Source organism: Pseudomonas sp. NPDC087639, from assembly GCF_044743385.1.
GTDB lineage: Bacteria > Pseudomonadota > Gammaproteobacteria > Pseudomonadales > Pseudomonadaceae > Aquipseudomonas.
Window position 1 is genome coordinate 59133 of the sequence record NZ_JBIUWI010000002.1, and the last position, 22411, is coordinate 81543.

22 protein-coding genes, 1 other RNA gene and 1 pseudogene are annotated in these 22411 nt (G+C 60.5%); 9 read left to right on the forward strand and 15 right to left on the reverse strand.

What is annotated here, in order from left to right:
* Positions 1-3: 3 nt before the first annotated feature.
* Together ACIOVB_RS02290 and ACIOVB_RS02295 are read left to right on the forward strand one after the other, a co-directional pair.
* Entirely contained in the window at positions 4-1788 is a 1785-nt protein-coding gene (locus tag ACIOVB_RS02290) for a GspE/PulE family protein (RefSeq protein ID WP_401264475.1), read from the forward strand.
* A gap of 75 nt (positions 1789-1863) precedes the next feature.
* On the forward strand, positions 1864-2184 hold the full coding sequence (locus tag ACIOVB_RS02295; RefSeq protein WP_169843014.1) for a DUF2388 domain-containing protein: 321 nt from the start codon (positions 1864-1866) through the stop codon (positions 2182-2184).
* A 177-nt stretch (positions 2185-2361) separates the two neighbouring features.
* Here the strand turns inward: ACIOVB_RS02295 and gcvP are convergent, their stop codons facing one another.
* The 10 genes from gcvP to ACIOVB_RS02345 form a co-directional block, all read right to left on the reverse strand.
* Complete coding sequence (gene gcvP, locus ACIOVB_RS02300; RefSeq protein WP_401264477.1) at positions 2362-5235, reverse strand: aminomethyl-transferring glycine dehydrogenase; 2874 nt, start codon at positions 5233-5235, stop codon at positions 2362-2364.
* A 133-nt stretch (positions 5236-5368) separates the two neighbouring features.
* The gene (gcvH, locus tag ACIOVB_RS02305) at positions 5369-5752 is read right to left on the reverse strand and encodes a glycine cleavage system protein GcvH (RefSeq protein ID WP_401264480.1); all 384 of its coding nucleotides are present in this window, start codon (positions 5750-5752) and stop codon (positions 5369-5371) included.
* Positions 5753-5800: 48 nt separating this feature from the next.
* Complete coding sequence (gene gcvT / locus ACIOVB_RS02310) at positions 5801-6883, reverse strand: glycine cleavage system aminomethyltransferase GcvT (RefSeq protein WP_187678198.1); 1083 nt, start codon at positions 6881-6883, stop codon at positions 5801-5803.
* A 155-nt stretch (positions 6884-7038) separates the two neighbouring features.
* On the reverse strand, positions 7039-8655 hold the full coding sequence (locus ACIOVB_RS02315) for an ABC transporter permease (RefSeq protein ID WP_401264483.1): 1617 nt from the start codon (positions 8653-8655) through the stop codon (positions 7039-7041).
* A 151-nt stretch (positions 8656-8806) separates the two neighbouring features.
* Entirely contained in the window at positions 8807-9811 is a 1005-nt protein-coding gene (locus ACIOVB_RS02320; protein WP_401264484.1) for an extracellular solute-binding protein, read from the reverse strand.
* A gap of 110 nt (positions 9812-9921) precedes the next feature.
* Entirely contained in the window at positions 9922-11139 is a 1218-nt protein-coding gene (locus tag ACIOVB_RS02325) for a 2-octaprenyl-3-methyl-6-methoxy-1,4-benzoquinol hydroxylase (protein ID WP_401264623.1), read from the reverse strand.
* A 9-nt stretch (positions 11140-11148) separates the two neighbouring features.
* Positions 11149-11634 carry a DUF4442 domain-containing protein gene (locus ACIOVB_RS02330; RefSeq protein ID WP_187678201.1) on the reverse strand — a complete coding sequence of 162 codons (486 nt, stop codon included), beginning with the start codon at positions 11632-11634 and terminating at the stop codon, positions 11149-11151.
* Complete coding sequence (ubiH, locus tag ACIOVB_RS02335; RefSeq protein WP_401264487.1) at positions 11627-12814, reverse strand: 2-octaprenyl-6-methoxyphenyl hydroxylase; 1188 nt, start codon at positions 12812-12814, stop codon at positions 11627-11629. The genes ACIOVB_RS02330 and ubiH overlap by 8 nt, the downstream gene beginning before the upstream one ends.
* On the reverse strand, positions 12811-14145 hold the full coding sequence (pepP, locus tag ACIOVB_RS02340; RefSeq protein WP_401264489.1) for a Xaa-Pro aminopeptidase: 1335 nt from the start codon (positions 14143-14145) through the stop codon (positions 12811-12813). Before pepP ends, ubiH begins: the two co-directional genes overlap by 4 nt.
* Before the next feature lie 27 nt (positions 14146-14172).
* The gene (locus ACIOVB_RS02345; protein ID WP_187678204.1) at positions 14173-14733 is read right to left on the reverse strand and encodes a YecA family protein; all 561 of its coding nucleotides are present in this window, start codon (positions 14731-14733) and stop codon (positions 14173-14175) included.
* A 118-nt stretch (positions 14734-14851) separates the two neighbouring features.
* Here ACIOVB_RS02345 and ACIOVB_RS02350 point away from each other — a divergent pair, with 118 nt between their 5' ends.
* From ACIOVB_RS02350 to ACIOVB_RS02365, 4 genes are all read left to right on the forward strand, one after another.
* Positions 14852-15061 (forward strand): TIGR02449 family protein, encoded by a 210-nt coding sequence (locus ACIOVB_RS02350; RefSeq protein WP_016985919.1) that lies wholly within the window; start codon positions 14852-14854, stop codon positions 15059-15061.
* Positions 15058-15375, forward strand: coding sequence for a cell division protein ZapA (locus ACIOVB_RS02355; RefSeq protein WP_007967943.1), 318 nt, complete (start codon positions 15058-15060; stop codon positions 15373-15375). The genes ACIOVB_RS02350 and ACIOVB_RS02355 overlap by 4 nt, the downstream gene beginning before the upstream one ends.
* A gap of 30 nt (positions 15376-15405) precedes the next feature.
* Positions 15406-15584, forward strand: a non-coding RNA gene (ssrS, locus tag ACIOVB_RS02360) — 6S RNA.
* 81 nt (positions 15585-15665) lie between these two features.
* The gene (locus ACIOVB_RS02365) at positions 15666-16271 is read left to right on the forward strand and encodes a 5-formyltetrahydrofolate cyclo-ligase (protein WP_401264492.1); all 606 of its coding nucleotides are present in this window, start codon (positions 15666-15668) and stop codon (positions 16269-16271) included.
* A 35-nt stretch (positions 16272-16306) separates the two neighbouring features.
* Here ACIOVB_RS02365 and ACIOVB_RS02370 read toward each other — a convergent pair whose 3' ends face one another.
* Entirely contained in the window at positions 16307-16462 is a 156-nt protein-coding gene (locus ACIOVB_RS02370; protein WP_095186895.1) for a hypothetical protein, read from the reverse strand.
* 197 nt (positions 16463-16659) lie between these two features.
* Here ACIOVB_RS02370 and ACIOVB_RS02375 point away from each other — a divergent pair, with 197 nt between their 5' ends.
* Entirely contained in the window at positions 16660-17109 is a 450-nt protein-coding gene (locus tag ACIOVB_RS02375; RefSeq protein WP_187678207.1) for an EVE domain-containing protein, read from the forward strand.
* A gap of 102 nt (positions 17110-17211) precedes the next feature.
* Here the strand turns inward: ACIOVB_RS02375 and ACIOVB_RS02380 are convergent, their stop codons facing one another.
* Positions 17212-17640, reverse strand: a complete 429-nt coding sequence (locus ACIOVB_RS02380) for a flagellar basal body-associated protein FliL (protein WP_401264625.1) — start codon at positions 17638-17640, stop codon at positions 17212-17214.
* On the opposite strand from ACIOVB_RS02380, the gene ACIOVB_RS02385 reads away from it, so the two are divergent.
* Positions 17578-18513, forward strand: a complete 936-nt coding sequence (locus tag ACIOVB_RS02385; protein WP_401264628.1) for an NADPH:quinone oxidoreductase family protein — start codon at positions 17578-17580, stop codon at positions 18511-18513. The genes ACIOVB_RS02380 and ACIOVB_RS02385 overlap by 63 nt on opposite strands.
* A 72-nt stretch (positions 18514-18585) precedes the next feature.
* On the opposite strand, the gene ACIOVB_RS02390 is transcribed toward ACIOVB_RS02385, so the two are convergent.
* Together ACIOVB_RS02390 and ACIOVB_RS02395 are read right to left on the reverse strand one after the other, a co-directional pair.
* The gene (locus ACIOVB_RS02390; protein WP_401264495.1) at positions 18586-19200 is read right to left on the reverse strand and encodes an energy transducer TonB; all 615 of its coding nucleotides are present in this window, start codon (positions 19198-19200) and stop codon (positions 18586-18588) included.
* 179 nt (positions 19201-19379) lie between these two features.
* The gene (locus tag ACIOVB_RS02395; protein WP_401264497.1) at positions 19380-20009 is read right to left on the reverse strand and encodes a flagellar basal body-associated protein FliL; all 630 of its coding nucleotides are present in this window, start codon (positions 20007-20009) and stop codon (positions 19380-19382) included.
* Positions 20010-20235: 226 nt separating this feature from the next.
* Here ACIOVB_RS02395 and glpT point away from each other — a divergent pair.
* Positions 20236-21585: pseudogene (glpT, locus tag ACIOVB_RS02400) on the forward strand (glycerol-3-phosphate transporter).
* Here the strand turns inward: glpT and ACIOVB_RS02405 are convergent.
* Complete coding sequence (locus ACIOVB_RS02405) at positions 21561-22229, reverse strand: gamma-glutamylcyclotransferase (RefSeq protein ID WP_187678213.1); 669 nt, start codon at positions 22227-22229, stop codon at positions 21561-21563. The pseudogene glpT and the gene ACIOVB_RS02405 sit on opposite strands and share 25 nt — an antisense overlap.
* Positions 22230-22411: the final 182 nt, after the last annotated feature.

Consider the following 22411-nt stretch of genomic DNA (forward strand, 5'->3'; position numbering starts at 1 on the left):
CGCATGTCCGTTCAACTCGCCACTCAGGACCGCTGGCTGGAACTCAACGATGTATTGCGTGAACTGGTCGCCCAAGGCTTTATCAGCCAGGACTCGGCGGAACAGGCGCTGAATGCCCGTCGTCGCCACGCCGCACATGGCCAGAAGCATCCGCTGGAGTTCATCGCCGGCCAACAACTGGACGACCTCAGCCGACCGGGCAAACACCTCGATCTGGAAAGCCTGACCCTGTGGCTGGCGCAACAGGCCGGGCAGCCGTATTTGCGCATCGACCCGCTGAAGATCAACGTCGCCGCCATCACGCCGCTGATGTCCTATGCCTTTGCCCAACGCCACAAGATTCTCGCCGTCGCCGTCGACCGCGACTCGGTGACCGTGGCCAGCGCCCAGCCCTACGTGAATGGCTGGGAAGCCGACCTGACTCACGTCCTGAAGCTGCCGGTCAAGCGGGTGGTGGCCAACCCGGCGGACATACAGCGTTTCAGTGTCGAGTTTTTCCGCTTGGCCAAATCGGTCAGCGGCGCCAGCAACGCCGATCAGCAGAGCGGCAATCTCGGCAACTTCGAACAACTGCTCAACCTCGGCGCCAGTGATCAGGAGCCGGACGCCAACGATGCGCACATCGTCAACATCGTCGATTGGCTGTTCCAGTACGCCTTTCAGCAACGCGCCAGCGATATCCATATCGAGCCGCGCCGCGAGCAAGGCACCGTGCGTTTTCGCATCGACGGCGTATTGCACAACGTCTATCAATTCCCGCCGCAAGTGACCATGGCGATTGTCAGCCGCCTGAAAAGCCTCGGCCGGATGAACGTCGCCGAGAAGCGCAAACCCCAGGACGGCCGGGTCAAGACCAAGACCCCGGACGGTGGCGAAGTCGAGCTGCGCCTGTCGACCCTGCCCACCGCGTTCGGCGAAAAAATGGTCATGCGGATCTTCGACCCCGAAGTGCTGCTCAAGGACTTCGATCAGCTCGGGTTTTCAACTGACGACCTGCGCCGCTGGCAAGACATGACCCGCCAGCCCAACGGCATCATTCTGGTTACCGGCCCCACCGGTTCGGGCAAGACCACCACGCTCTACACCACGCTGAAAAAACTGGCGACGCCGGAGGTCAACCTCTGCACCATCGAAGATCCGATCGAGATGGTCGAACCAGCCTTCAACCAGATGCAGGTCCAGCACAACATCGACCTGAGCTTCGCCGCCGGAGTCCGCGCACTGATGCGGCAGGACCCGGACATCATCATGATCGGCGAGATTCGCGACCTCGAAACCGCCGAAATGGCGATTCAGGCGGCGCTGACCGGTCACTTGGTGCTATCGACCTTGCACACCAACGACGCCCCCTCCGCGATCAGCCGCTTGCTGGAACTCGGCGTGCCGCACTATCTGATCAAAGCCACCGTTCTCGGGGTGATGGCGCAACGACTGGTGCGCACCTTGTGCCCGCACTGCAAGGCACCGCTGACCCTGGACGAAGAAGACTGGCAAACCCTGACCCGTCCTTGGCAGGCGCCGTTGCCGAACAATGCACAACGCGCAATCGGCTGCGTGGAGTGCCGCGACACCGGTTATCGCGGCCGCGCTGGGGTCTACGAAATCATGCAACTGAGTGACAGCCTCAAGGCCTTCATCACCCCCGACACCGACCTCACGGCGATCCGCCGCCAGGCGTTCAAGGAGGGTATGCGCAGCTTGCGTCTTTCGGGTGCACAGAAAGTTGCGGCCGGGCTGACGACGATTGAGGAGGTGTTGCGGGTGACACCGCAAAGCGAGCAGAAATGAGCAGAAACGGGACGGCAGGGAACCGGATCGGGGAACCACGATCCAACGCCCTAGTTAACCCCCAGGAGTCATCTCATCATGCGTCTCAAACTTGCTGTCGCCACCCTGGCCTTGCTGTCCCTTCCCGTTGGTTCAGCCATGGCCGACAGCTTTTGGCGTAACGTCATTTCGTCCGGCGCCACCACCGGCTCGACCTACCTGACCTTCAAGGATCACAAGCTGATCGTCGCCGCACAGGATGACGCCGGCAGTTTCGTTGCCAGCGACGGTGGCATTCGCGGTCCGTACCTGGAAGCGGCAATGCAGAAAGTCCGCGCCGACAACCCGGGCCTGCAAGCCACGGACATGGAACTGGCGAACGCGATTCTGGCGAAGAACGCGGTGGCTTCCGAATAACAAAAAATGCCGCTCAAACGAGCGGCATTTTTTTGCCCGATATTTCAAATCCACCACATAACCCTGTGGGAGCGAGCCTGCTCGCGAATGCGGTGGGTCAGATACACTTATGTTTTCTGACACGACGCTTTCGCGAGCAGGCTCGCTCCCACATTTGGATTGGAGCCCCCGGGGATATCAGCGGTAATCGTCCACCGGCACACAAGCGCAAAACAGATTGCGATCCCCGTAAACGTTATCCACCCGGTTCACCGCCGGCCAATACTTGTGAGCCTTGGTGTGCGCATCCGGCGTGATGCCTTGCTCGATGCTGTAGGGCCGCTCCCAGACTCCGGTGACATCCGCCAACGTGTGCGGCGCACGTTTGAGCGGGTTGTCTTCCGCCGGCCAGTTGCCGTTCTGAACTTCGGTGATTTCTGCACGAATGCTCAACATGGCGCCAATGAACCGGTCCAATTCAGCCTTCGATTCACTCTCGGTCGGTTCGACCATCAATGTCCCCGGCACCGGGAATGACATGGTTGGCGCATGGAAACCGTAATCCATCAAACGCTTGGCGACGTCCTCTTCGCTGATGCCGGTCTGTGCCTTCAACGGCCGCAGATCAAGGATGCATTCATGGGCCACCCGCCCGTTGCGCCCGGTGTAAAGCACCGGGAACGCTCCAGATAAATGCTGCGCCAGATAGTTCGCCGCCAGAATCGCCACTTCACTGGCGTCCGCCAGTTGCGGGCCCATCATGGCGATGTACATCCAGCTGATCGGCAGAATACTTGCGCTGCCCCACGGCGCTGCGCTGACTGCGCCGTTCTGCGCCAGCGGCCCGTCGATCGGTACCACCGGATGATTGGCGACGAACGGAGCGAGATGCGCGCCAACCCCGATCGGCCCCATCCCTGGCCCACCGCCGCCATGAGGAATGCAGAAAGTCTTGTGCAAATTCATGTGTGAGACATCGGCGCCAATATCGGCCGGGCGCGCCAGCCCGACTTGTGCGTTGAGGTTGGCGCCGTCCATGTAAACCTGACCGCCGTGCTGGTGGATAACCTCGCAGATTTCGCTGATGCCCTCCTCGTACACGCCGTGGGTCGATGGATAGGTCGCCATCAGGCACGACAACCTGGCCCCGGCCCCGGCGGCTTTGGACTTCAAATCCTCCAGATCGACGTTCCCCGCTTCATCGCACTCGACGATCACCACACGCATCCCCGCCATCTGCGCCGAGGCCGGGTTGGTGCCGTGGGCCGAGGACGGAATCAGGCAGATGTCCCGCGTACCCTGCTGGCGGCTCTCGTGATATTTGCGGATCGCCAGCAACCCTGCGTACTCACCCTGTGCGCCGGAGTTTGGCTGCATGCAGATCGCATCGAACCCGGTGATCGCGCACAGCCAACGCTCCAGTTCTTCGATCATCAACGTGTAACCGACCGCCTGCTCTCGCGGCGCAAACGGATGCAGATGGGCGAACTGCGGCCAGGTGATCGGGATCATCTCGCTAGTGGCATTGAGTTTCATGGTGCAGGAGCCCAGCGGGATCATCGACTGATTAAGCGCCAGATCCTTGTTCTCCAGCTGCTTGAGATACCGCAGCATCTCGGTTTCGCTGTGATGGGCGTTGAACACCGGATGGCGCAGATAAGGCGTCTTGCGCTGGAGGTTTTCGGGAATGCCGCAAACCAGTGCCTCAGCGTCAAGATCGTCGACGATCAGCCCATGATCAGCGCCGAGCAACACATCAAACAGCTTCACCACGGTGTTCTCATCGCACGTTTCATCGAGGCTCAGGCCGACTCGACCACGGCCCGGAATTCTCAGGTTGATCTGTGCGGCTTGGGCACTTTCGATAATCGCAGTTTGCGCGCCGCCAACCTCCAGCGTCAGCGTGTCGAAAAACTGCGCGTTGACCCGTTTGATGCCGTGGCGCTCAAGACCGGCAGCCAGAATGCAGGTCAGCCGATGCACGCGCTGGGCGATGCGTTTCAAGCCTTCCGGCCCGTGATAGACCGCATAGAAACTGGCAATGTTGGCCAGTAAAACCTGCGCCGTGCAGATGTTCGAATTGGCTTTTTCGCGGCGAATATGTTGCTCGCGGGTCTGCAGGGCCATGCGCAGCGCCACGTTGCCCCGAGCGTCTTTCGACACACCGATGATCCGCCCGGGGATTGCCCGTTTGTATTCCTCGCGACTGGCGAAAAACGCTGCGTGCGGCCCGCCGTAGCCCATCGGCACGCCAAAGCGTTGGGATGAACCGAACACCACATCCGCACCCAGTTCGCCCGGTGGTGTGAGCAACAGCAAACTCAGTAGATCGGTGGCAACACAGGCCAGCGCTTGCTGCGCATGCAAATGATCAATCAATGGCCGCAAATCCCGGATCTCGCCATGGCTGTCAGGATATTGCAGCAGCGCACCGAACACCTGGTGCTGCCTCAAGTTATCGACAGCGTCGACGATCACTTCGAAACCGAAGCCTTCGGCGCGGGTCTGCACCACGGAAATGGTCTGGGGATGGCAGTTCTCATCGACGAAAAACAGATTGCTCTTCGACTTGGCAACGCGCTTGGCCAGCGCCATGGCTTCGGCGGCGGCGGTGGCTTCATCGAGCAGCGAGGCGTTGGCCAGTTCGAGGCCGGTGAGGTCGATGGTCAGTTGCTGGAAATTGAGCAGCGCTTCGAGCCGGCCCTGGGCGATTTCCGGTTGGTAGGGCGTGTACGCGGTGTACCAACCGGGGTTTTCCAGCACATTGCGCAGGATGACGGTCGGCGTCAGGGTGCCGTGATAGCCCATGCCGATCAGGCTGGTCCAGACCTGATTCTGATCTGCATACCCGCGCAGTTTCGCCAGCGCGGCTTGCTCATCCAGCGCTGGCGGCAGATCCAGTGCGCGATTGAGGCGGATGCCCGGCGGTACCGTTTGCTCGATCAGCTCGGCCCGGCTGCCGAGGCCGAGGCTGTCGAGCATCGCCTGTTGCTCGGCGGCATCGGGGCCGAGATGACGGCGCAGGAAGGCTTCGGGATCACGTAACTGGCTCAGGGACGGCAACTGGGACATGACGGGCTCTCTCTAGGCTGGCGCTCGGCGTCAATGCAACACGGTCAAACCAGCATAGCAGCCACCCAAAATCCGAAACTCCCGGGCATAAAAAAGCCCCGACAGGTCGGGGCTTGGGGGCGCAGCGTTCGGCTTACTCGCCGATGGCAGCCTTGTAGGCGGCGGCGTCGAGCAGTTTTTCCAGATCAGCGGTGTTGCTTGGCTTGAGCTTGAAGATCCAGGCGCCGTACGGGTCGGAGTTGAGCAGCTCCGGGGAGCCGCTCAGCTCTTCGTTGACTGCAATGACTTCACCGGCGATTGGCGAGTAGATATCGGAAGCGGCTTTCACCGACTCGACCACACCGGCCTGATCTTCAGCAGCAAACACTTTGCCCACTTCGGTCAGCTCGACGAACACCACATCACCCAGCGCTTCCTGCGCGTGATCGCTGATGCCCACCGTGACGGTGCCGTCGGCTTCCAGACGTACCCATTCGTGACTTTCGGCAAAACGCAGTTCGGCAGGGATATCGCTCATCTTCGGTGTCCTCGAGAAATTGTCAGCGGTCGTGCCCGCCGGGAAAGGTTAGATCAAAGTTTTGCCATGGCGAACGAAGGTCGGTTTGACCACTCGTACCGGATACCACTTGCCACGGATTTCCACTTCGGCGCGGTCGGCGGTTGCCATCGGAACACGCGCCAGAGCAATCGATTTGCTTAGCGTAGGAGAGAAACTACCACTGGTGATCTCCCCTTCGCCAACATCGGCGATGCGAACCACTTGATGAGCGCGCAAAACACCCCGCTCTTCCAGCACCAGACCGACCAGTTTGTGCGCAACGCCGGCGGCTTTTTCCGCCTCTAGCGCGGCGCGGCCGATGAACTGACGCGAGACTGGCTCCCAGGCAATGCTCCAGGCCATGTTCGAAGCCAGCGGCGAAACATCCTGATGAATGTCCTGACCGTAGAGGTTCATCCCGGCTTCCACCCGCAGGGTGTCCCGAGCGCCGAGACCAATCGGGGAAATGCCGGCACCAACCAGATCGTTGAAGAACGCCGGCGCCTGATCGGCCGGCAGGGCGATTTCCAGACCATCTTCACCGGTGTAGCCGGTGCGGGCAATGAACCAGTCGCCGTCGGCGTGGGCTTCGAAAGGCTTGAGGTGCTGGATCAGCGCGGCGCGGGACTGGGTCACCAGCTCGGCAATCTTGTGCCGGGCCTGCGGCCCCTGGATGGCCAGCATCGCCAGCTCAGAGCGCTCGTGCAATTGCACGTCGAAACCGCCGAGCTGCGCCTGCATCCACGCCAGATCCTGATCGCGGGTGGAGGCGTTGACCACCAGGCGATAACCGTCGTCGAGGCGGTAGACGATCATGTCGTCGACGATGCCGCCACGCTCGTTGAGCATGGTGCTGTACAAGGCACGGCCGGGGCGGTGCAGGCGTTCGACGTCATTGGCCAGCAAATGCTGGAGCCAGGCTTTGGCCTGGGCACCGGTGACGTCGATAACGGTCATATGGGAAACATCGAACACCCCGCAATCGCGGCGCACTTCGTGGTGCTCCTCGACCTGCGAGCCGTAATGCAGTGGCATGTCCCAACCGCCAAAATCGACCATCTTCGCGCCAAGGGCGAGATGCAGGTCATACAGAGGCGTACGCTGTCCCATGGGTTTCTCCTTCCGGGCGTGGCGAGGGTGCGGACAGCCGCTGCACGGGTGAAAGCCTTGAAATAGAGGGCTTTCAGCCAATCCCAGCGAACAGATCTGTCAGACGAACCGCACCGAATGCCGCGCATTGTAGCCGCATGATTCAGGACTGACGACTAAGTGTTTCGATGCGCCGAGCGGCGGATCAGGCCAATGACCGGCAATAGTCCGACCAAGACAAGCGTCAATGCCGGCAGCGAAGCCCTCGCCCACTCGCCTTCGCTGGTCATTTCAAAGATGCGCACCGCCAGCGTGTCCCAGCCAAACGGGCGCATCAGGAGGGTCGCAGGCATTTCCTTGAGCACATCGACGAACACCAGCAACGCCGCACTCAGGGTGCCGGGTAGCAACAGCGGCAGATACACTTTGAAAAACAGTCGCGGCCCACTGACACCCAGGCTACGTGCCGCTTCGGGCAAAGACGGCCGTATACGCGCCAGACTGTTTTCCAGCGGGCCATATGCAACGGCAACAAAACGCACCAGATACGCCATCAGCAACGCCGCCAGACTGCCGAGCAGCAGCGGTTTGCCGGCACCACCGAGCCAGCCGGAAAGCGGGATCACCAGTTCGCGATCCAGATAACTGAACGCGAGCATGATCGACACCGCCAGAACCGACCCCGGCAAGGCGTAGCCAAGGTTGGCCACACTGACGCCTGAGCGGATCGCCCGGGTCGGCGCCAGCCGTCGGGCGAAGGCCAGCAGCAACGCGACGCTGACGGTGATCAGCGCAGCCATCCCGCCCAGATACAAGGTATGCAGGATCAACCCGGCGTAGCGCTCGTCCAGATCAAAGCGACCGCGCTGCCAGAACCACACGATCAGTTGCAGCAGCGGAATGAAGAATGCGCAGGCGAATACCAATCCGCACCAGCTCATTGCCGCGAACGCCTTTAATCCGCGCAGGTGATACAACGCCTTGACTCGCGGCCGCTCGTTGCTAGCCCGATTGGCCCCGCGCGCGCGACGTTCGCCGTAGAGCACCAGCATCACCACCAGCAGCAACAGGCTGGCCAGTTGCGCCGCGCTCGACAGGCTGAAAAAGCCGTACCAGGTTTTGTAGATCGCGGTGGTGAACGTGTCGAAGTTGAACACCGAGACCGCACCGAAATCCGCGAGGGTTTCCATCAGCGCCAGCGCCACACCCGCACCAATGGCCGGACGCGCCATCGGCAACGCCACACGCCAGAACGCTTGCCACGGTGACTGGCCAAGCACCCGCGCGGCTTCCATCAGGCCTTTGCCTTGAGCAAGGAACGCAGTGCGCGCCAGCAGGTAGACGTAGGGATAGAAAACCAGCACCAGCACCACGATCACACCGCCGGTGGAGCGTACGCGTGGCAGGCGCAGGCCAGTGCCGAACCATTCGCGCAGCAGGGTTTGCACCGGGCCGGCGAAGTCCAGCAGGCCGACGAAGACAAACGCCAGCACGTAGGCAGGAATGGCGAACGGCAGCATCAGTGCCCAGTCGAGCCAGCGTCGGCCGGGGAATTCGCAGAGGCTGGTGAGCCAGGCGAGGCTGACACCGAGCAGCGTCACACCGATGCCGACGCCGAGTACCAGCGTCAGAGTGTTGCCCAACAGGCGCGGCATCTGGGTTTCCCACAGGTGCGACCAGATCTGTTGATCGATGGTTTGCCATGAGAGCAGCAGAACGCTCAGGGGCAACAGCACCAACGCGGCGATGGCGAAGACGATGGGGTACCAGCGGCGTTGGGCGGGGTAGGCCAAGGAAACTATCTCGTTCAAATGATTGTGCCCACGCTCTGCGTGGGCACACATCCTGTGACGCTGCTCGTCACGGTTTCAGCGAATAGACGCGGAGCGTCGAGGGATGCGTTCCCACGCGGAGCGTGGGAACGATCAAATTATACGAAAAGCCTCAGTTCCAACCCGCCCGATCCATCATCCGGATCGCCTCGGCCTGACGCTTGCCCGCCACTTCCACCGGCAAGGTGTCGGCAATGAACTTGCCCCACGCTGCCACTTCTTCCGAAGGCGCAACCTTCGGGTTGGCCGGGAACTCCTGGTTCACGTCAGCGAAGATTTTCTGCGCTTCGGGCGTGGTCATCCACTCGACCAAAGCCTTGGCCGCTTCAGGGTGCGGTGCATGTTTGGTCAGGCCAATGCCCGATAGATTGACGTGCACGCCGCGATCCGCCTGGTTCGGCCAGAACAGTTTCACCGGCAGCTCCGGCTTCTGCTTGTGCAGGCGGCCGTAGTAGTAAGTGTTGACGATGCCGACATCGCACTGCCCGGCGTTGATCGCTTCCAGCACCGCGACGTCGTCGGAGAACACATCGGTGGACAGGTTGTTGACCCAGCCCTTGAGGATTTTTTCCGTCTTCTCGGCGCCGTGGACTTCGATCATGGTCGCGGTCAGCGACTGGTTGTAGACCTTTTTCGCCGTGCGCAGGCACAGGCGCCCTTCCCAGTTCTTGTCGGCCAGCGCTTCGTAGGTGGTCAACTCGCCCGGCTTCACGCGCTCGGTGGAGTAAGCGATGGTACGCGCGCGCAGGCTCAGACCGGTCCAGCCGTGAGTGGACGAGCGGTATTGCGCGGGAATGTTGGTGTCGATGGTTTTCGAGGTGAACGGCTGAAGAATGCCCATTTGCTCGGCCTGCCAGAGATTGCCGGCGTCGACGGTCAGCAGCAGGTCGGCGGTGGCGTTTTCGCCTTCGGCCTTGATGCGCTGCATCAGCGGCGCTTCCTTGTCGGTGATGAACTTGATCTTCACCCCGGTCTTGGCAGTGTAGGCATCGAACACCGGTTTGATCAGTTCATCGATACGCGAGGAGTAAACCACTACCTCATCGGCGGCCTGGGCGGCGGTGCTGCCAATCAGGGTCAGGGCCAGTGCGGTCAGAAGACGCTTGGGTGCCAACATGGGAGTGGTCTCTCGGTCGGGAAATGTGGGTCAAATGATAAGGACTCACATTTAGCTTCTCAATCGAACACTTTCCAAAGGAGTTACCAGATGTTGCACAAATGCAGACCTCAGGGTTTAGCGAGCGCCGGAAGGTCGCCGGTCAACCCGAGGGCTTCGCGCACAAACAACGCCTTGGCCTCAGGCATTTGCTCCACCAGCTTCAACCCGGCATTACGCAACCAGCGCACCGGCAGCGGATCAGCCTGGAACAAGCGCTCGAAGCCTTCCATCGCCGCCATCAGCGCCAAATTGTGCGGCATGCGCCGACGCTCGTAACGGCTCAGCACCTTCACATCCGCCAGTCGCTCGCCACGCTCGGCCGCTTGCAGCAGCACTTCCGCCAGCACCGCCGCATCGAGGAATCCAAGGTTCACCCCCTGCCCCGCCAACGGGTGAATGGTGTGCGCCGCATCGCCGATCAGCGCCAGCCCTTCGGCCACATAACGCTTGGCGTGACGCTGACGCAGCGGCACGCACAGTCGCGGATCAGCACTGATGACTTCGCCGAGGCGACCCTCAAAGGCACGCTCCAGCTCACGGCAGAAGTGCGCCTCATCCAGCGCCATCAAACGCTCGGCTTCGCTCGGCGTGGTCGACCAGACGATCGAGCACCAATCCTGCTGCCCGTCGCGTTCCAGCGGCAGAAACGCCAGCGGCCCGTGATCGGTAAAGCGCTGCCACGCAGTCATCTGATGCGGCTTGCTGCTGCGCACGCTGGTGACGATGGCGTGATGCAGATAATCCCACTCGCGGGTGGCGACGCCGGTCAGGCGACGCACTGCCGAGTTGGCGCCATCCGCCGCGATTACCAGCGGCGCGCGCAATTTGCGACCATCGGCCAATGTCAGCAGCCAGTCGTCACCGGAGCGGCGCATCTGCTCCAGCCGCGCGTTGGCCAGCATGCCGAGATCACAATCGTGCAAACGATCGAGTAAGGCATCCTGCACCACGCGGTTTTCGACGATATGGCCGAGTACCTCGGCATGCACACTGCTCGCCGAAAAGTGAATCTGCCCGGTGCCGCTGCCGTCCCAGACGTGCATGTCGGTGTACGGACTGCTGCGTCGCTGGGCGATGCCGTCCCACACGCCGAGGCGTTCGAGAATGCGTTGGCTGGCCGCCGACAGCGCACTGACACGCGGCTCAAATGGCGCTTGAGCATCGAACGGTTTGACGCTCAAAGGGCTGCCGTCGAGCAGCAGGACTTCCAGCCCGCTGTCCTGCAACGCCAGCGCCAGGGCGCTGCCGACCATTCCGGCTCCGACAATCAGCAGATCTGCGCGCATTTCCATGCTTTAAGCCTGTCTCGCTTGCGGCTTGAGCCGCACGTAAAGGGTTTTACCGACCCGCGCGACAAGGTTGCCGGCGCCGTCATGAATATCGACCTGCAACTGCGGCAGGTATTTCTCGCCATTGGCGGTCTGCCGGCGGATCTCGTCGAGCAAGGTCTCGTCGATGTTGAATCGGGCGAACACCGGGCCTTTGCCCGGCGCGATGAAATCGATGTCGGCGGCCTTGTCCCAGACGATGTAACGCGACCCGAGGTTTTCCATCAGCATCAGCATGAAAAACGGATCGACCATCGAGTACAGGCTGCCGCCAAACTGGGTGCCAACGTAGTTGCGGTTGTACAAGCCCAGGCCCATCGACACCTGTACATCGCGAAAGTCATCACTGATGTGCCGCACACGCACACCGGCGCCGAGGTAAGGCGGATAGAACGTCATGATCCAACGCATCAACCGCGCCTTGCCGAACGTACGGATCAGCCAGTTACGCATCCGGGCGTGTTCCCAGGCCCATGGCCTGACGGGCGAACCAGCGCTTGGCCGGCGGCAGCAGATCGAGACCGAGCAGGCCGATGTTGCGACCCAGCGAGACCAGCGGCTGGGTGCTGCCGAACAGGCGCGTAACCTGATCGGAGAAGCCCACGGTGAGGTCTTGATCCAGACGCTGACGCTCGCGATACGCCTGCAACGTGGCGAAGTCGCCGGGCGGTTTGTCGCTGGCGAGCAACGCGGCGGCCAGAGCATCGGCATCGCGCAGGGACAGGTTGAAACCCTGCCCGGCAATCGGGTGCAGGCTGTGCGCAGCGTTGCCGAGCACGGCCAGATGCGAACGCACTTGCTCTTCAGCTTCCACCAGCGACAGCGGATACAAATGCCGCGCGCCGACTTGTTTCAGGGTGCCGAGGCGGTAACCGAACACGCCCTGCAATTCACTGAGAAAATCGCGCTCACTCAAGTCGGCCAGACGTTGCGCGTCCATGCCCAAACGGGTCCAGACCAATGCGCAGCGGTTTTCCGGCAGCGGCAGCAGTGCCATCGGCCCGTCGTCGGTGAAGCGCTCGAAGGCCATGCCGTTGTGCGCTTCGCTCGGGGTGATGTTGGCGATCAGCGCACTCTGGTTGTACGGACGTTTGCGCACGTTGATGCCTAACTGCTCGCGCAGCCCCGAACGGCCGCCATCAGCGAGCACCGCGAGGTCGCACTCAATGGCGGTTTCATCGTTGAGGGTCAGGCGATAACCGTCAGGCAGCGGCTCCATGCGGGTGACTTCTGCCGGGCAGCGCCAAGTGATTACATCTTTATCAATGTGTTGCCACAGGCACTGGCCGAGCCAAGCATTCTCCACCACATAGCCAAGCGCCGGCACACCCTCTTCCATCGCCGACAAACGCGCGGTGGAGAAGCGGCCACGGTCGGAGACGTGAATCTGTTTGATCGGCTCGGCGCGGCGGGAGATTTCCTGCCAAACGCCCAACCGCTGATAGATTTGCCGCGAACCAAAGGACAGCGCCGACGAACGCGCATCGTAGCTCGGCTGCCAACTGTTGCCGGGGGCGAACGGTTCGATCAAGACGATTTTCCAGCCACGGGCCTTGGCCCCGGCCTGCAAGGCCAACGCCAGACTGGCGCCGACCAGACCACCACCGATGATTGCCAGATTGACTCGACTCATGCCGCGTGTGTCCGCGCTTGCGCCATCAGTGCTTCGATATCGGCGACGGTTTTCGGTACGCCGTTGGTCAGGATTTCACAGCCAGTCTTGGTCACTACCACGTCGTCCTCGATGCGCACGCCAATGCCGCGCCATTTCTTCGCTACGTTCTGATTGTCCGGGGCGATGTAGATGCCCGGCTCCACGGTCAGCGCCATGCCGACCTCGAGCACGCGCCATTCGCCGCCAACCTTGTACTCGCCGACGTCGTGTACATCCATGCCCAGCCAGTGGCCGGCGCGGTGCATATAAAAGGCTTTATAGGCTTCCGTCGCGATCAACTCGTCGACGTCGCCTTGCAACAGCCCCAGTTTCACCAACCCGGTGGTGATCACTCGCACCGTGGCTTCGTGCGCCTGGTTCCAGTGTTTGTTCGGGGCGATTTCGGCGAATGCGGCTTCCTGCGAAGCCAATACCAATTCATAGATCGCTTTCTGCTCGGGCGAAAACTTGCCGTTGACCGGCCAGGTGCGAGTGATGTCGCTGGCGTAGCAGTCGATCTCGCAACCGGCGTCGATCAGCACCAGATCACCGTCCTTGAGCAACGCGTCATTCTGCTGGTAATGCAGGATGCAGCTATTGCGCCCGGCAGCGACGATCGAGCCGTAGGCCGGCATTTTCGCGCCGCCCTTGCGGAACTCATAGTCGAGCTCCGCTTCCAGACTGTATTCGTAGAGCCCGGCGCGACTGGCCTGCATCGCGCGAATATGGGCCTGGGCCGAGATCCGTGCGGCTTCGCGCATCACCTTCACTTCTGCCGCCGATTTATACAGGCGCATGTCGTGCAGCAGATGATCCAAAGCAACGAATTCATTCGGCGGCTGGGCGCCGAGATGCGCTTTGGAGCGGATCACGTTGATCCAGTCCATCAGGTGCCGATCGAATTCCGGGTTACTGCCCATCGCCGAATACACCCGGTCGCGGCCTTCGATCAGGCCCGGGAGGATGTCGTCGATGTCGGTAATGGGGAAGGCGTCATCGGCGCCGAAGTCGCGGATCGCGCCTTCCTGGCCGGCACGCAGGCCGTCCCACAATTCGCGTTCGGCATTGCGTTCACGGCAGAACAGCACGTATTCCCCATGCTCGCGGCCGGGCATCAAAACGATGACGGCTTGCGGCTCGGGGAACCCGCTGAGGTACTGAAAATCGCTGTCCTGACGGTAGACGTGCTCGACGTCGCGGTTACGGATAGCAACCACGGCGGCGGGCAGGATCGCGATGCTGTTGGGTTCCATCTGCGCCATCAGGGCCTTGCGGCGACGGCTGTATTCCGCTTTCGGGATATGGGTCATGGGCAGATGGCTTTCCCTGGCTCGCGATTAATGCAGCGACGGCTTGGCGGCTGGCGGCACGTCGGCTTTTTTGGTTTCCGAGAACAGCAGCAGCGGCGCGACGCGCAGGTACTCCATGACTTCCATGTAGTCGGTTTCGCCGTCTTCGGATTCTTCCAGGGCGTCTTGCACTTGGGAAATTGCTGCCAGATCCTGCAGCACTTCGGTAGCTTCGGTGCTGAGCATGCTGCTGTCGCGGCAGTTCAGGCCGAACCCGCTGAGGAAGCCCTGGCACCATTCGCCCAGTGCAGCGGCGCGGTCAGCAAGAGGCGCGTCATCGGTTGGCAGCAGCAGGACGACAGTGACGTCGTCGCCGGTCAGCTCGCCTTTGACCATCTCTTGCAGGCCGATCAGGGCGTTGCGGACGTTGTCCTGGATGTCGCCTTCGAGCAGTTCGGCGGCGTCGATCAGCCAGCCTTCGTTATCGAAGCCGGCACCGGCGCAACTGCGTCCGAGCAACTGGCCATGCAGTTCGGCAGGCGAGACGTTGTGGCCGCTGGAGGTCAGCAGGGTGGCAAAGGCTTGGTACGGGGAATTCGCAATGGTCATGGGCAGCTAGGCGCCAGACGGCGCTATGTCTAGAATGAAGGCCTTGTATCCTACATCGACAGACTCGCCAAGACTATTAAAGGCTGTCCGCCAGCTAACCCATCAGACAGTGAACCCAATGGAAGACAACGACCTGCAAGCGCTGATGGCCAGACTCGAGCTGCTGATTGGCCGAGTCGAGCAACTAAAGAGTCAAAACGCACTCTTACTAGCTCAGGAAAAGACCTGGCGCGAGGAACGCGCTCACCTCATTGAAAAAAACGAAATCGCCCGGCGTAAGGTCGAATCGATGATTTCGCGCCTCAAGGCCCTGGAGCAAGACTCATGAGTTCAAGCAATAGCGTTACCGTGCAGATCCTCGACAAAGAATATTCGATCATCTGCCCGCAGGAAGAGCGCAGCAACCTGGTCAGTGCCGCGCGCTACCTGGACGGCAAGATGCGCGAGATCCGCAGCAGCGGCAAAGTCATCGGTGCCGACCGCATCGCCGTGATGGCCGCGCTGAACATCACCCACGACCTCTTGCACAAAGAAGAGCGTCCGGACATCCAGGCCAGCGGCTCGACCCGTGAACAGGTGCGCGACTTGCTTGATCGTGTCGATCTGGTCCTCGCCGACGATCCGGACATCAGCAAGGGCTGATTCGCCAGACCGCTTGAGGTATACTCGCGGCACTCCCTGGGGTGCTTGCCAGTTGACGATGTCCCTGAGCCGATTCGCACTACCCTGGAAGTTGCACGTTGGGCTGGTGTGCATGTCCGCCAGACGGAAAGCCTTAAAGTCTACTGCATCTTCCACCTTGAACTTTCGGGTTCAAGGGCTAAGTTGACAGCGGTTCATCCGGGGAGCCTGATTCGAATCCGATGTCGGTGAATGCCGACATCGGATTTTTTATGCGTACGTTTTTGCACCCACCCTGCCGAAGCCGAACCATGACCGAACCCTCGCTGCTGCCCCGCCCGCAACTCCGCCGCCTGCTGCGCAAGGCGCGCCGCTCACTGACTCCCGGTGAACAACGTCAGGCCGCCAAAGGGCTGTTTCGGCAATTGGCGCAAGACCCGCACTTTCGTCGGGCCAAACATATCTCCCTGTACCTGCCTACCGACGGTGAAATCGATCCGCGCTTGCTGCTGCGTGAAGCGCAGCGTCGGGGCAAGGCCACGTATCTGCCGGTGCTCAGCGCCTGGCCGCGAACCAAAATGGTCTTTCAGCGCATCCATCCAGGCGAAAAACTCAAACCCAACCGTTTCCGCATTCTCGAGCCTCGCGCCAATCTGGCTCGCCAGCGCAAGATCTGGACGCTGGATCTGGTGTTGTTGCCGCTGGTGGGATTTGACGACGTCGGCGGACGGCTGGGGATGGGCGGCGGTTTCTATGATCGTAGCCTGGCGTATCTGGCGCGGCGCAAGAACTGGCGCAAGCCGACGCTATTGGGCCTGGCCCATGAATGTCAGAAGGTCGAACGACTGGCGCAGGCGAGCTGGGATGTGCCGTTACAAGGCACGGTCACTGACAAGGCGTGGTATTTCGCGGGATAGACGCCGCAGGGTACAGCGGCGTCTGGAGAGCAGTTTCAGCGCTTGAAGGCTGTCGACTGTTGAACCTGTTGCGCCACTTCAATCGGCGCGTCGGTCTTGTTGGACCACAGGCTCTGCGCATAACCGGTGGTCACGACGCCCAAGCCGAACAAAATAACCAAAGTCCATAGCAAATCCGGTTTGCGTTTCATCGATTGCCCCCCTCAAGGCACATCATCACGATGACAGCAGCGGTTTCCGTTCGTAGGCCGTGCAGCAGCGTCAAGCTTTAAAGGCCGGCATTTTGCGACAACGTGAACCTGCGCGCAAACGCTGACGTCAACCGACTGTCGGTTTGTCATAAAATTGCCCGACAACTTGCCCAAAGAACGCTTCAGGAGCAAAGACCATGGCCTATTGGCTGATGAAATCCGAGCCGGACGAACTCTCGATCAAAGGTTTGGAAAAACTCGGTAAAGCGCGCTGGGACGGGGTTCGCAACTATCAGGCGCGCAATTTCCTGCGGACGATGGCGGTTGGCGATGAGTTCTTTTTCTATCATTCCAGCTGCCCGGAGCCGGGGATTGCCGGGATTGGAAAAATAATCGAAGCGGCGTACCCGGATCCCACCGCACTGGAACCGGAAAGCCACTACTTCGACCCGAAGGCTACCCCCGAGAAAAACGCCTGGAGTGCGATCGATGTGGCGCATGTCGAGACGTTTGGGCGGGTATTGAAGCTCGATTACCTGAAGCAGCAGACGGCGTTGGCGCAAATGCCGCTGGTGCAGAAGGGTTCGCGGCTGTCGGTGATGCCGGTGACGGCGGAGCAGTGGGCGGCGGTGCTGGGATTGCGGTAACGGCCACAAAAAAGATCGCAGCCTTCGTCAGCGCCTACAGGGGAACGCATTCCAATGTAGGCGCTGACGAAGGCTGCGATCTTTTGACTTTCAGAATTTGTATTACTGAATGATCAGGTTGTTGAACAACAGATCCTCGACCACCGGTTTGCCGGTCTCGTCATTCATCACTTGCTGAGTCTGCTTCAGCGCTTCCTGACGCAGCTTTTCCTTGCCCTCGATGCTGCCCATCGCCTCAGTGCTCTGCTGGGTGAACAGCGCCACCAGCTGATTGCGGATCAGCGGCTCGTTGGCCTTGACCAGTTTGGTCGCCTCTTCGCCAGTCACGCGCAGCGCCACGTCGGCCTTGTAGACCTTCAGTTTCGGCGTGCCGTCCAACCCGTAATTGCCCACGAACGGCGGGCTCAGGGTGATGTAGTTGACCTTCGGCGCCTCGCCTTCTTTGGCTTCTTCGGCCCTGCCGAATCGCTGGTGCTGGAAGACGTCGCCAGTCCTGTCGCCAAGAAGAACGAAATCCTGCTGGACGTGCACGCCGCCGGGGTCAACTTCCCGGACACGCTGATCATCGAGGGCAAATACCAGTTCAAGCCGCCCTTCCCGTTTTCTCCGGGTGGTGAAGCGGCCGGCGTGGTCAGCGCTGTGGGTGAAAAGGTCAGCCATCTGAAAGTCGGCGACCGGGTCATGGCGCTGACCGGTTGGGGCAGTTTCGCCGAACAGGTCGCAGTGCCCGGCTACAACGTGCTGCCGATTCCGCCATCGATGGACTTCAACACCGCCGCCGCTTTCAGCATGACCTACGGCACCTCGATGCATGCGCTCAAGCAGCGCGGCAACCTGCAACCGGGCGAAACCCTGCTGGTGCTCGGCGCTTCCGGCGGCGTCGGCCTGGCGGCGGTGGAAATCGGCAAAGCCATGGGCGCACGGGTCATCGCCGCCGCCAGCAGCGCGGAAAAACTCGCCGTGGCCAAGGCCGCCGGCGCCGATGAGCTGATCAACTACAGCGAAACCAATCTCAAGGACGAAATCAAACGCCTCACCGATGGCCAGGGCGCCGATGTGATCTATGACCCGGTTGGTGGCGACCTGTTTGACCAGGCCGTCCGTGCCATCGCCTGGAACGGCCGACTGCTGGTGGTCGGTTTCGCCAGCGGGCGCATTCCCGAACTGCCGGTCAACCTCGCCCTGCTCAAGGGCGCAGCGGTGGTCGGCGTGTTCTGGGGCTCGTTCGCCCAGCGTCAGCCGCAGGACAACGCGGCCAACTTCCAGCAGCTGTTCGGCTGGTTCGCCGAAGGCAAGCTGAAACCGCTGGTGTCGCAGGTGTACCCGCTGAGTAATGCGGCGCAGGCGATCAATGATCTTGGACAGCGCAAAGCTGTGGGCAAGGTCGTGGTGCAGGTGCGCTGAGTTTTCTTTTTAAAAAAGCCAGAACTGTCCGCGCGGTAGTTCTGGCCTCTCTTTAGATGCGCAGACCCGAGATCAAAGCAACTCCCGAATTTCCACCGGCAACAGGCTCATGTATTTACGTGTCGGACTGTCCCGACAGCCCCGCACAATCGCGGGCACGCGCTTGTTCATCTTGGCGATCATCGCCAGACGCTGCTCATCCGGTAGTTGTTTCTTGTGGAATACATTCGAAAGATAAGCGCGAGTCTGCGCAAACACCGGCGAATCGATCCACGAATACTCGTCAATGTTTGCAAGGTTTTCGTTAATCGCACGGCATCTCAGCGCCTTCAGCTGCTGGTTGACATGAATCGGCTGGTCCAGATCAAGCCGGAAAACCATCGGTGCGATGAGTGTCTTTTCAGCGGGCTTGCCCGCATCAACCGCCCAAGGCTTGAAACGCCACTGTGCTACCGCGACCCTGACCGCTTCGGCCATATCGGGGTGATCACTTTGCACAATGGCGATCTCGTTGACCGAGCCATCCGCCCTGACGATGAAACGGACCTTCACCTCACCCGTAACGCCCGCCCTAGACAGTGCTTTTGGATAAATCGGTACGGGATTGTTTTCGGGTATCAACAACACCTCTGAAGCCTGCGCAAAACCGGCAACCACCAACAAACACAAAGCAAAAATCCATCGCATGATCCCGCCCCTTCACTACTGAAATGCCCTTCCAGGCAACAGCTCAAAGGTTACGGAGCAATGGTTTTTAACTGAATGGCGCTGCTTCGCCTTTATGCGCAGGACATTTCCTAAACCCATACGGTAAAACGGGCAAAAACGCCTCGCGGCCGTTAGCAGGTAATTTTTCTGACGGACATTTAGCCTCCGCTGGTGGAGCCAACATCCCCCGGCAGCAGGTGTTCCTGAATCTTCTGACTGCGGGACTGCATCAGTTGTCCCTTGTCATCGAAGCGCAGCACGATGAGCCAGTCATAGGTATCCACTGGCCATTTCGCTTGGCCGATCAGTGCCGGGCCATCACCGCCGAAAGCTGCGATGAGTTTGTTGATGTGCCCATGGTGCCAGGCAATCAGCACTGTCTTGGCCTGATTGCTCTCGCGCAACAGACTCACCAGCTTATCGACCTTGCTATTGGCAAATGGCTGTTCGATCGGCAATTGCAGACGTTGTGACAGAGGGATCAGCGTCTGACGAGGGCGGATGCTTTCCGGGCTGTCGGCGGTAGCAATGAGGCGCTGGGGCGTGAGTGCCTCGCCAGCCAGTTTCAGCGGATTGAAGTAGTCGGAATAGGCGGCGGCGCGCTGTTCACCGCGGGCATTGAGCTCCCTGCCGACATCGGGTTTTTCCGCATGCCGGACGATCAGCACCGTGACATTGCGCAGCCCCGGTGCAGCAGAATCTTGCGCGAAACTCAATGCCAGAACAGAAACGGTAAGGGCTACTGCCACCAACAATCGCGGCAGCAACATGCGAACCTTCAAGTCCATTATTTATCTCGGTTGACTCAGTCGGAGTGACTGATCACGAGTCTATGACAGCCATCGTCGACCGCTTCAAAAACGCCCTGTTCTTACAGCTGAGCGACAGGTTCGTAAAGGAACATGCGAGTTCCAACATTTTCCGCTGTTTGGTCGATGCGAACCGGTGCTATTTTCGGTAACGAAACTGTAACATTCGCATCCGCAGTCAAAACAAGAAATCTGGAGCTCTTGAATGTTTGCTTTCTTTCGTCCTGCCGCACATCAGGCTCCATTGCCTGAAGAAAAAATAGACAGCACGTACCGACGCCTGCGTTGACAGATCTTCGCCGGCATTTTCATTGGCTACGCGGGTTATTACCTGCTGCGCAAAAACTTCTCCCTGGCCATGCCGTACCTGATCGACGAAGGCTACAGCCGCGGTGATCTGGGGCTGGCGATGTCGGCCATTGCCATCGCGTATGGCTTGTCGAAATTCCTCATGGGCCTGGTCTCCGACCGTTCCAACCCGCGTTACTTCCTGCCGTTCGGCCTGTTGGTATCGGCCGGGGTGATGTTCGTTTTCGGTTTCGCGCCTTGGGCGACGTCCAGCGTGACCATGATGTTCATCCTGCTGTTCATCAACGGCTGGGCCCAAGGCATGGGCTGGCCGCCGAGCGGACGCACCATGGTGCATTGGTGGTCGCAGAAGGAACGTGGCGGTGTGGTTTCGGTGTGGAACGTGGCGCATAACGTCGGCGGCGGCCTGATCGGCCCGCTGTTCCTGCTCGGCATGGGCCTGTTCAACGACTGGCACGCGGCATTCTACGTACCGGCAGCGGTGGCGCTGGGTGTGGCGGTGTTTGCCTTCATCACCATGCGCGACACCCCGCAATCGGTCGGCCTGCCGCCGATCGAGAAGTACAAAAACGACTATCCGGAAGGCTACGACGCCAGCCACGAAGACGAATTCAGCGCCAAGGAAATCTTCGTCAAATACGTGCTGCGCAACAAAATGCTCTGGTACATCGCCATGGCCAACGTCTTCGTCTACCTGCTGCGCTACGGCGTGCTGGACTGGGCGCCGACCTACCTCAAGGAAGCCAAGGGTTTCACCGTGGATAAAACCTCGTGGGCCTATTTCTTCTACGAGTGGGCAGGTATTCCGGGCACGCTGCTGTGCGGCTGGATGTCGGACAAGATCTTCCGTGGCAACCGTGGCCTGACCGGCATGGTGTTCATGGCGCTGGTGACTGTTGCGACGCTGGTTTACTGGCTGAACCCGGCCGGCAACCCGACCGTCGACATGATCGCGCTGTTCTCGATCGGCTTCCTGATCTACGGCCCGGTGATGCTGATCGGCCTGCAAGCGCTGGAACTGGCACCGAAAAAAGCCGCCGGCACCGCTGCGGGCTTCACCGGCTTGTTTGGTTACTTAGGTGGTTCGGTGGCGGCCAGTGCAGCCATGGGCTACACCGTCGACCATTTCGGCTGGGACGGCGGTTTCGTCCTGCTGGTGGGTGCTTGCCTGTTGGCGATGGCCTTCCTTGCCCCGACGCTATGGCACAAGCAAGTCGCCAGTCAGAGCCGCGAAGCCGTCGCCTGATCGGCTTGTGACTGACAGCGTTTGAGCCGCGCCTCCAGATTCCGGTCTGGCATGGCGTGGCTGCGCAGGGCGTGGGCGGTCTGCTCGACATAATCGCGAGTGGTGCCGTAACGCCCTCTTGCGCTTTCGAACACCTGGCTCAGCACATGATCCGGCAAGTTGCCGGCATAGCTGGGCAGGTGTCGCTCCAGAACAAATCCCAACGCCTGCACCTGAGTGCCATCTTCGAGCCGGCAGTTGAGCCAGTGTGGCCGATACGACGGCACCGGCATCTCGCGTTTCCACAGGGCATACAGCGCGCTATCGAGATTGTCTTCCGGCAACCGGTAGGCGAAGCCGCTGCACGAGCCGCCACGATCCAGACCAAACACCAGCCCCGGCATTTCCGGCGTACCCCGGTGCTCGTGCGACCACAGGTACAAACCGCGATGGTAGCCATGCACGCGTCCACGTACTCGCTCCACCGCTGAGCACTCCGGGCGCCAGATCAGCGAACCGTAGGCGAACAGCCACACCGGCCCGCCCTTATGGCGCGCCATTGTCGATTGCATCGAGGCGAGAAGTTGTTCGTGCGTCAGCTGCGGCCCAAGATCGAGCCGCGGAGGGTAATTCAAATTCAGAAAAGCGTTTTCAATGGCGCTCATGGCGAATAGCGTTCAGCTCCCCGCGGGTAAAGAATTACTTAATAGAACGCACCGCTGTAACAATAAGGCACATATGTTTTAAGGCAATTTAAGTGCCATGGCACAGTTCTTAATTAATTGCCTGATGGATATATAACCTACCGATATTTACGCCATTGCATAAATACCGATCGGCTATATAG

Bases quoted from the DNA above. Each gene is read 5' to 3' on its own strand.
- ACIOVB_RS02290 (WP_401264475.1), top strand. From the start codon at position 4: ATGTCCGTTCAACTCGCCACTCAGGACCGCTGGCTGGAACTCAACGAT.
- gcvP (WP_401264477.1), bottom strand. From the start codon at position 5,235: ATGTCCCAGTTGCCGTCCCTGAGCCAGTTACGTGATCCCGAAGCCTTC.
- gcvH (WP_401264480.1), bottom strand. From the start codon at position 5,752: ATGAGCGATATCCCTGCCGAACTGCGTTTTGCCGAAAGTCACGAATGG.
- gcvT (WP_187678198.1), bottom strand. From the start codon at position 6,883: ATGGGACAGCGTACGCCTCTGTATGACCTGCATCTCGCCCTTGGCGCG.
- ACIOVB_RS02320 (WP_401264484.1), bottom strand. From the start codon at position 9,811: ATGTTGGCACCCAAGCGTCTTCTGACCGCACTGGCCCTGACCCTGATT.
- ACIOVB_RS02325 (WP_401264623.1), bottom strand. From the start codon at position 11,139: ATGCGCGCAGATCTGCTGATTGTCGGAGCCGGAATGGTCGGCAGCGCC.
- ACIOVB_RS02330 (WP_187678201.1), bottom strand. From the start codon at position 11,634: ATGCGTAACTGGCTGATCCGTACGTTCGGCAAGGCGCGGTTGATGCGT.
- ubiH (WP_401264487.1), bottom strand. From the start codon at position 12,814: ATGAGTCGAGTCAATCTGGCAATCATCGGTGGTGGTCTGGTCGGCGCC.
- pepP (WP_401264489.1), bottom strand. From the start codon at position 14,145: ATGACCCATATCCCGAAAGCGGAATACAGCCGTCGCCGCAAGGCCCTG.
- ACIOVB_RS02345 (WP_187678204.1), bottom strand. From the start codon at position 14,733: ATGACCATTGCGAATTCCCCGTACCAAGCCTTTGCCACCCTGCTGACC.
- ACIOVB_RS02350 (WP_016985919.1), top strand. From the start codon at position 14,852: ATGGAAGACAACGACCTGCAAGCGCTGATGGCCAGACTCGAGCTGCTG.
- ACIOVB_RS02355 (WP_007967943.1), top strand. From the start codon at position 15,058: ATGAGTTCAAGCAATAGCGTTACCGTGCAGATCCTCGACAAAGAATAT.
- ACIOVB_RS02365 (WP_401264492.1), top strand. From the start codon at position 15,666: ATGACCGAACCCTCGCTGCTGCCCCGCCCGCAACTCCGCCGCCTGCTG.
- ACIOVB_RS02370 (WP_095186895.1), bottom strand. From the start codon at position 16,462: ATGAAACGCAAACCGGATTTGCTATGGACTTTGGTTATTTTGTTCGGC.
- ACIOVB_RS02375 (WP_187678207.1), top strand. From the start codon at position 16,660: ATGGCCTATTGGCTGATGAAATCCGAGCCGGACGAACTCTCGATCAAA.
- ACIOVB_RS02390 (WP_401264495.1), bottom strand. From the start codon at position 19,200: ATGCGATGGATTTTTGCTTTGTGTTTGTTGGTGGTTGCCGGTTTTGCG.
- ACIOVB_RS02395 (WP_401264497.1), bottom strand. From the start codon at position 20,009: ATGGACTTGAAGGTTCGCATGTTGCTGCCGCGATTGTTGGTGGCAGTA.
- ACIOVB_RS02405 (WP_187678213.1), bottom strand. From the start codon at position 22,229: ATGAGCGCCATTGAAAACGCTTTTCTGAATTTGAATTACCCTCCGCGG.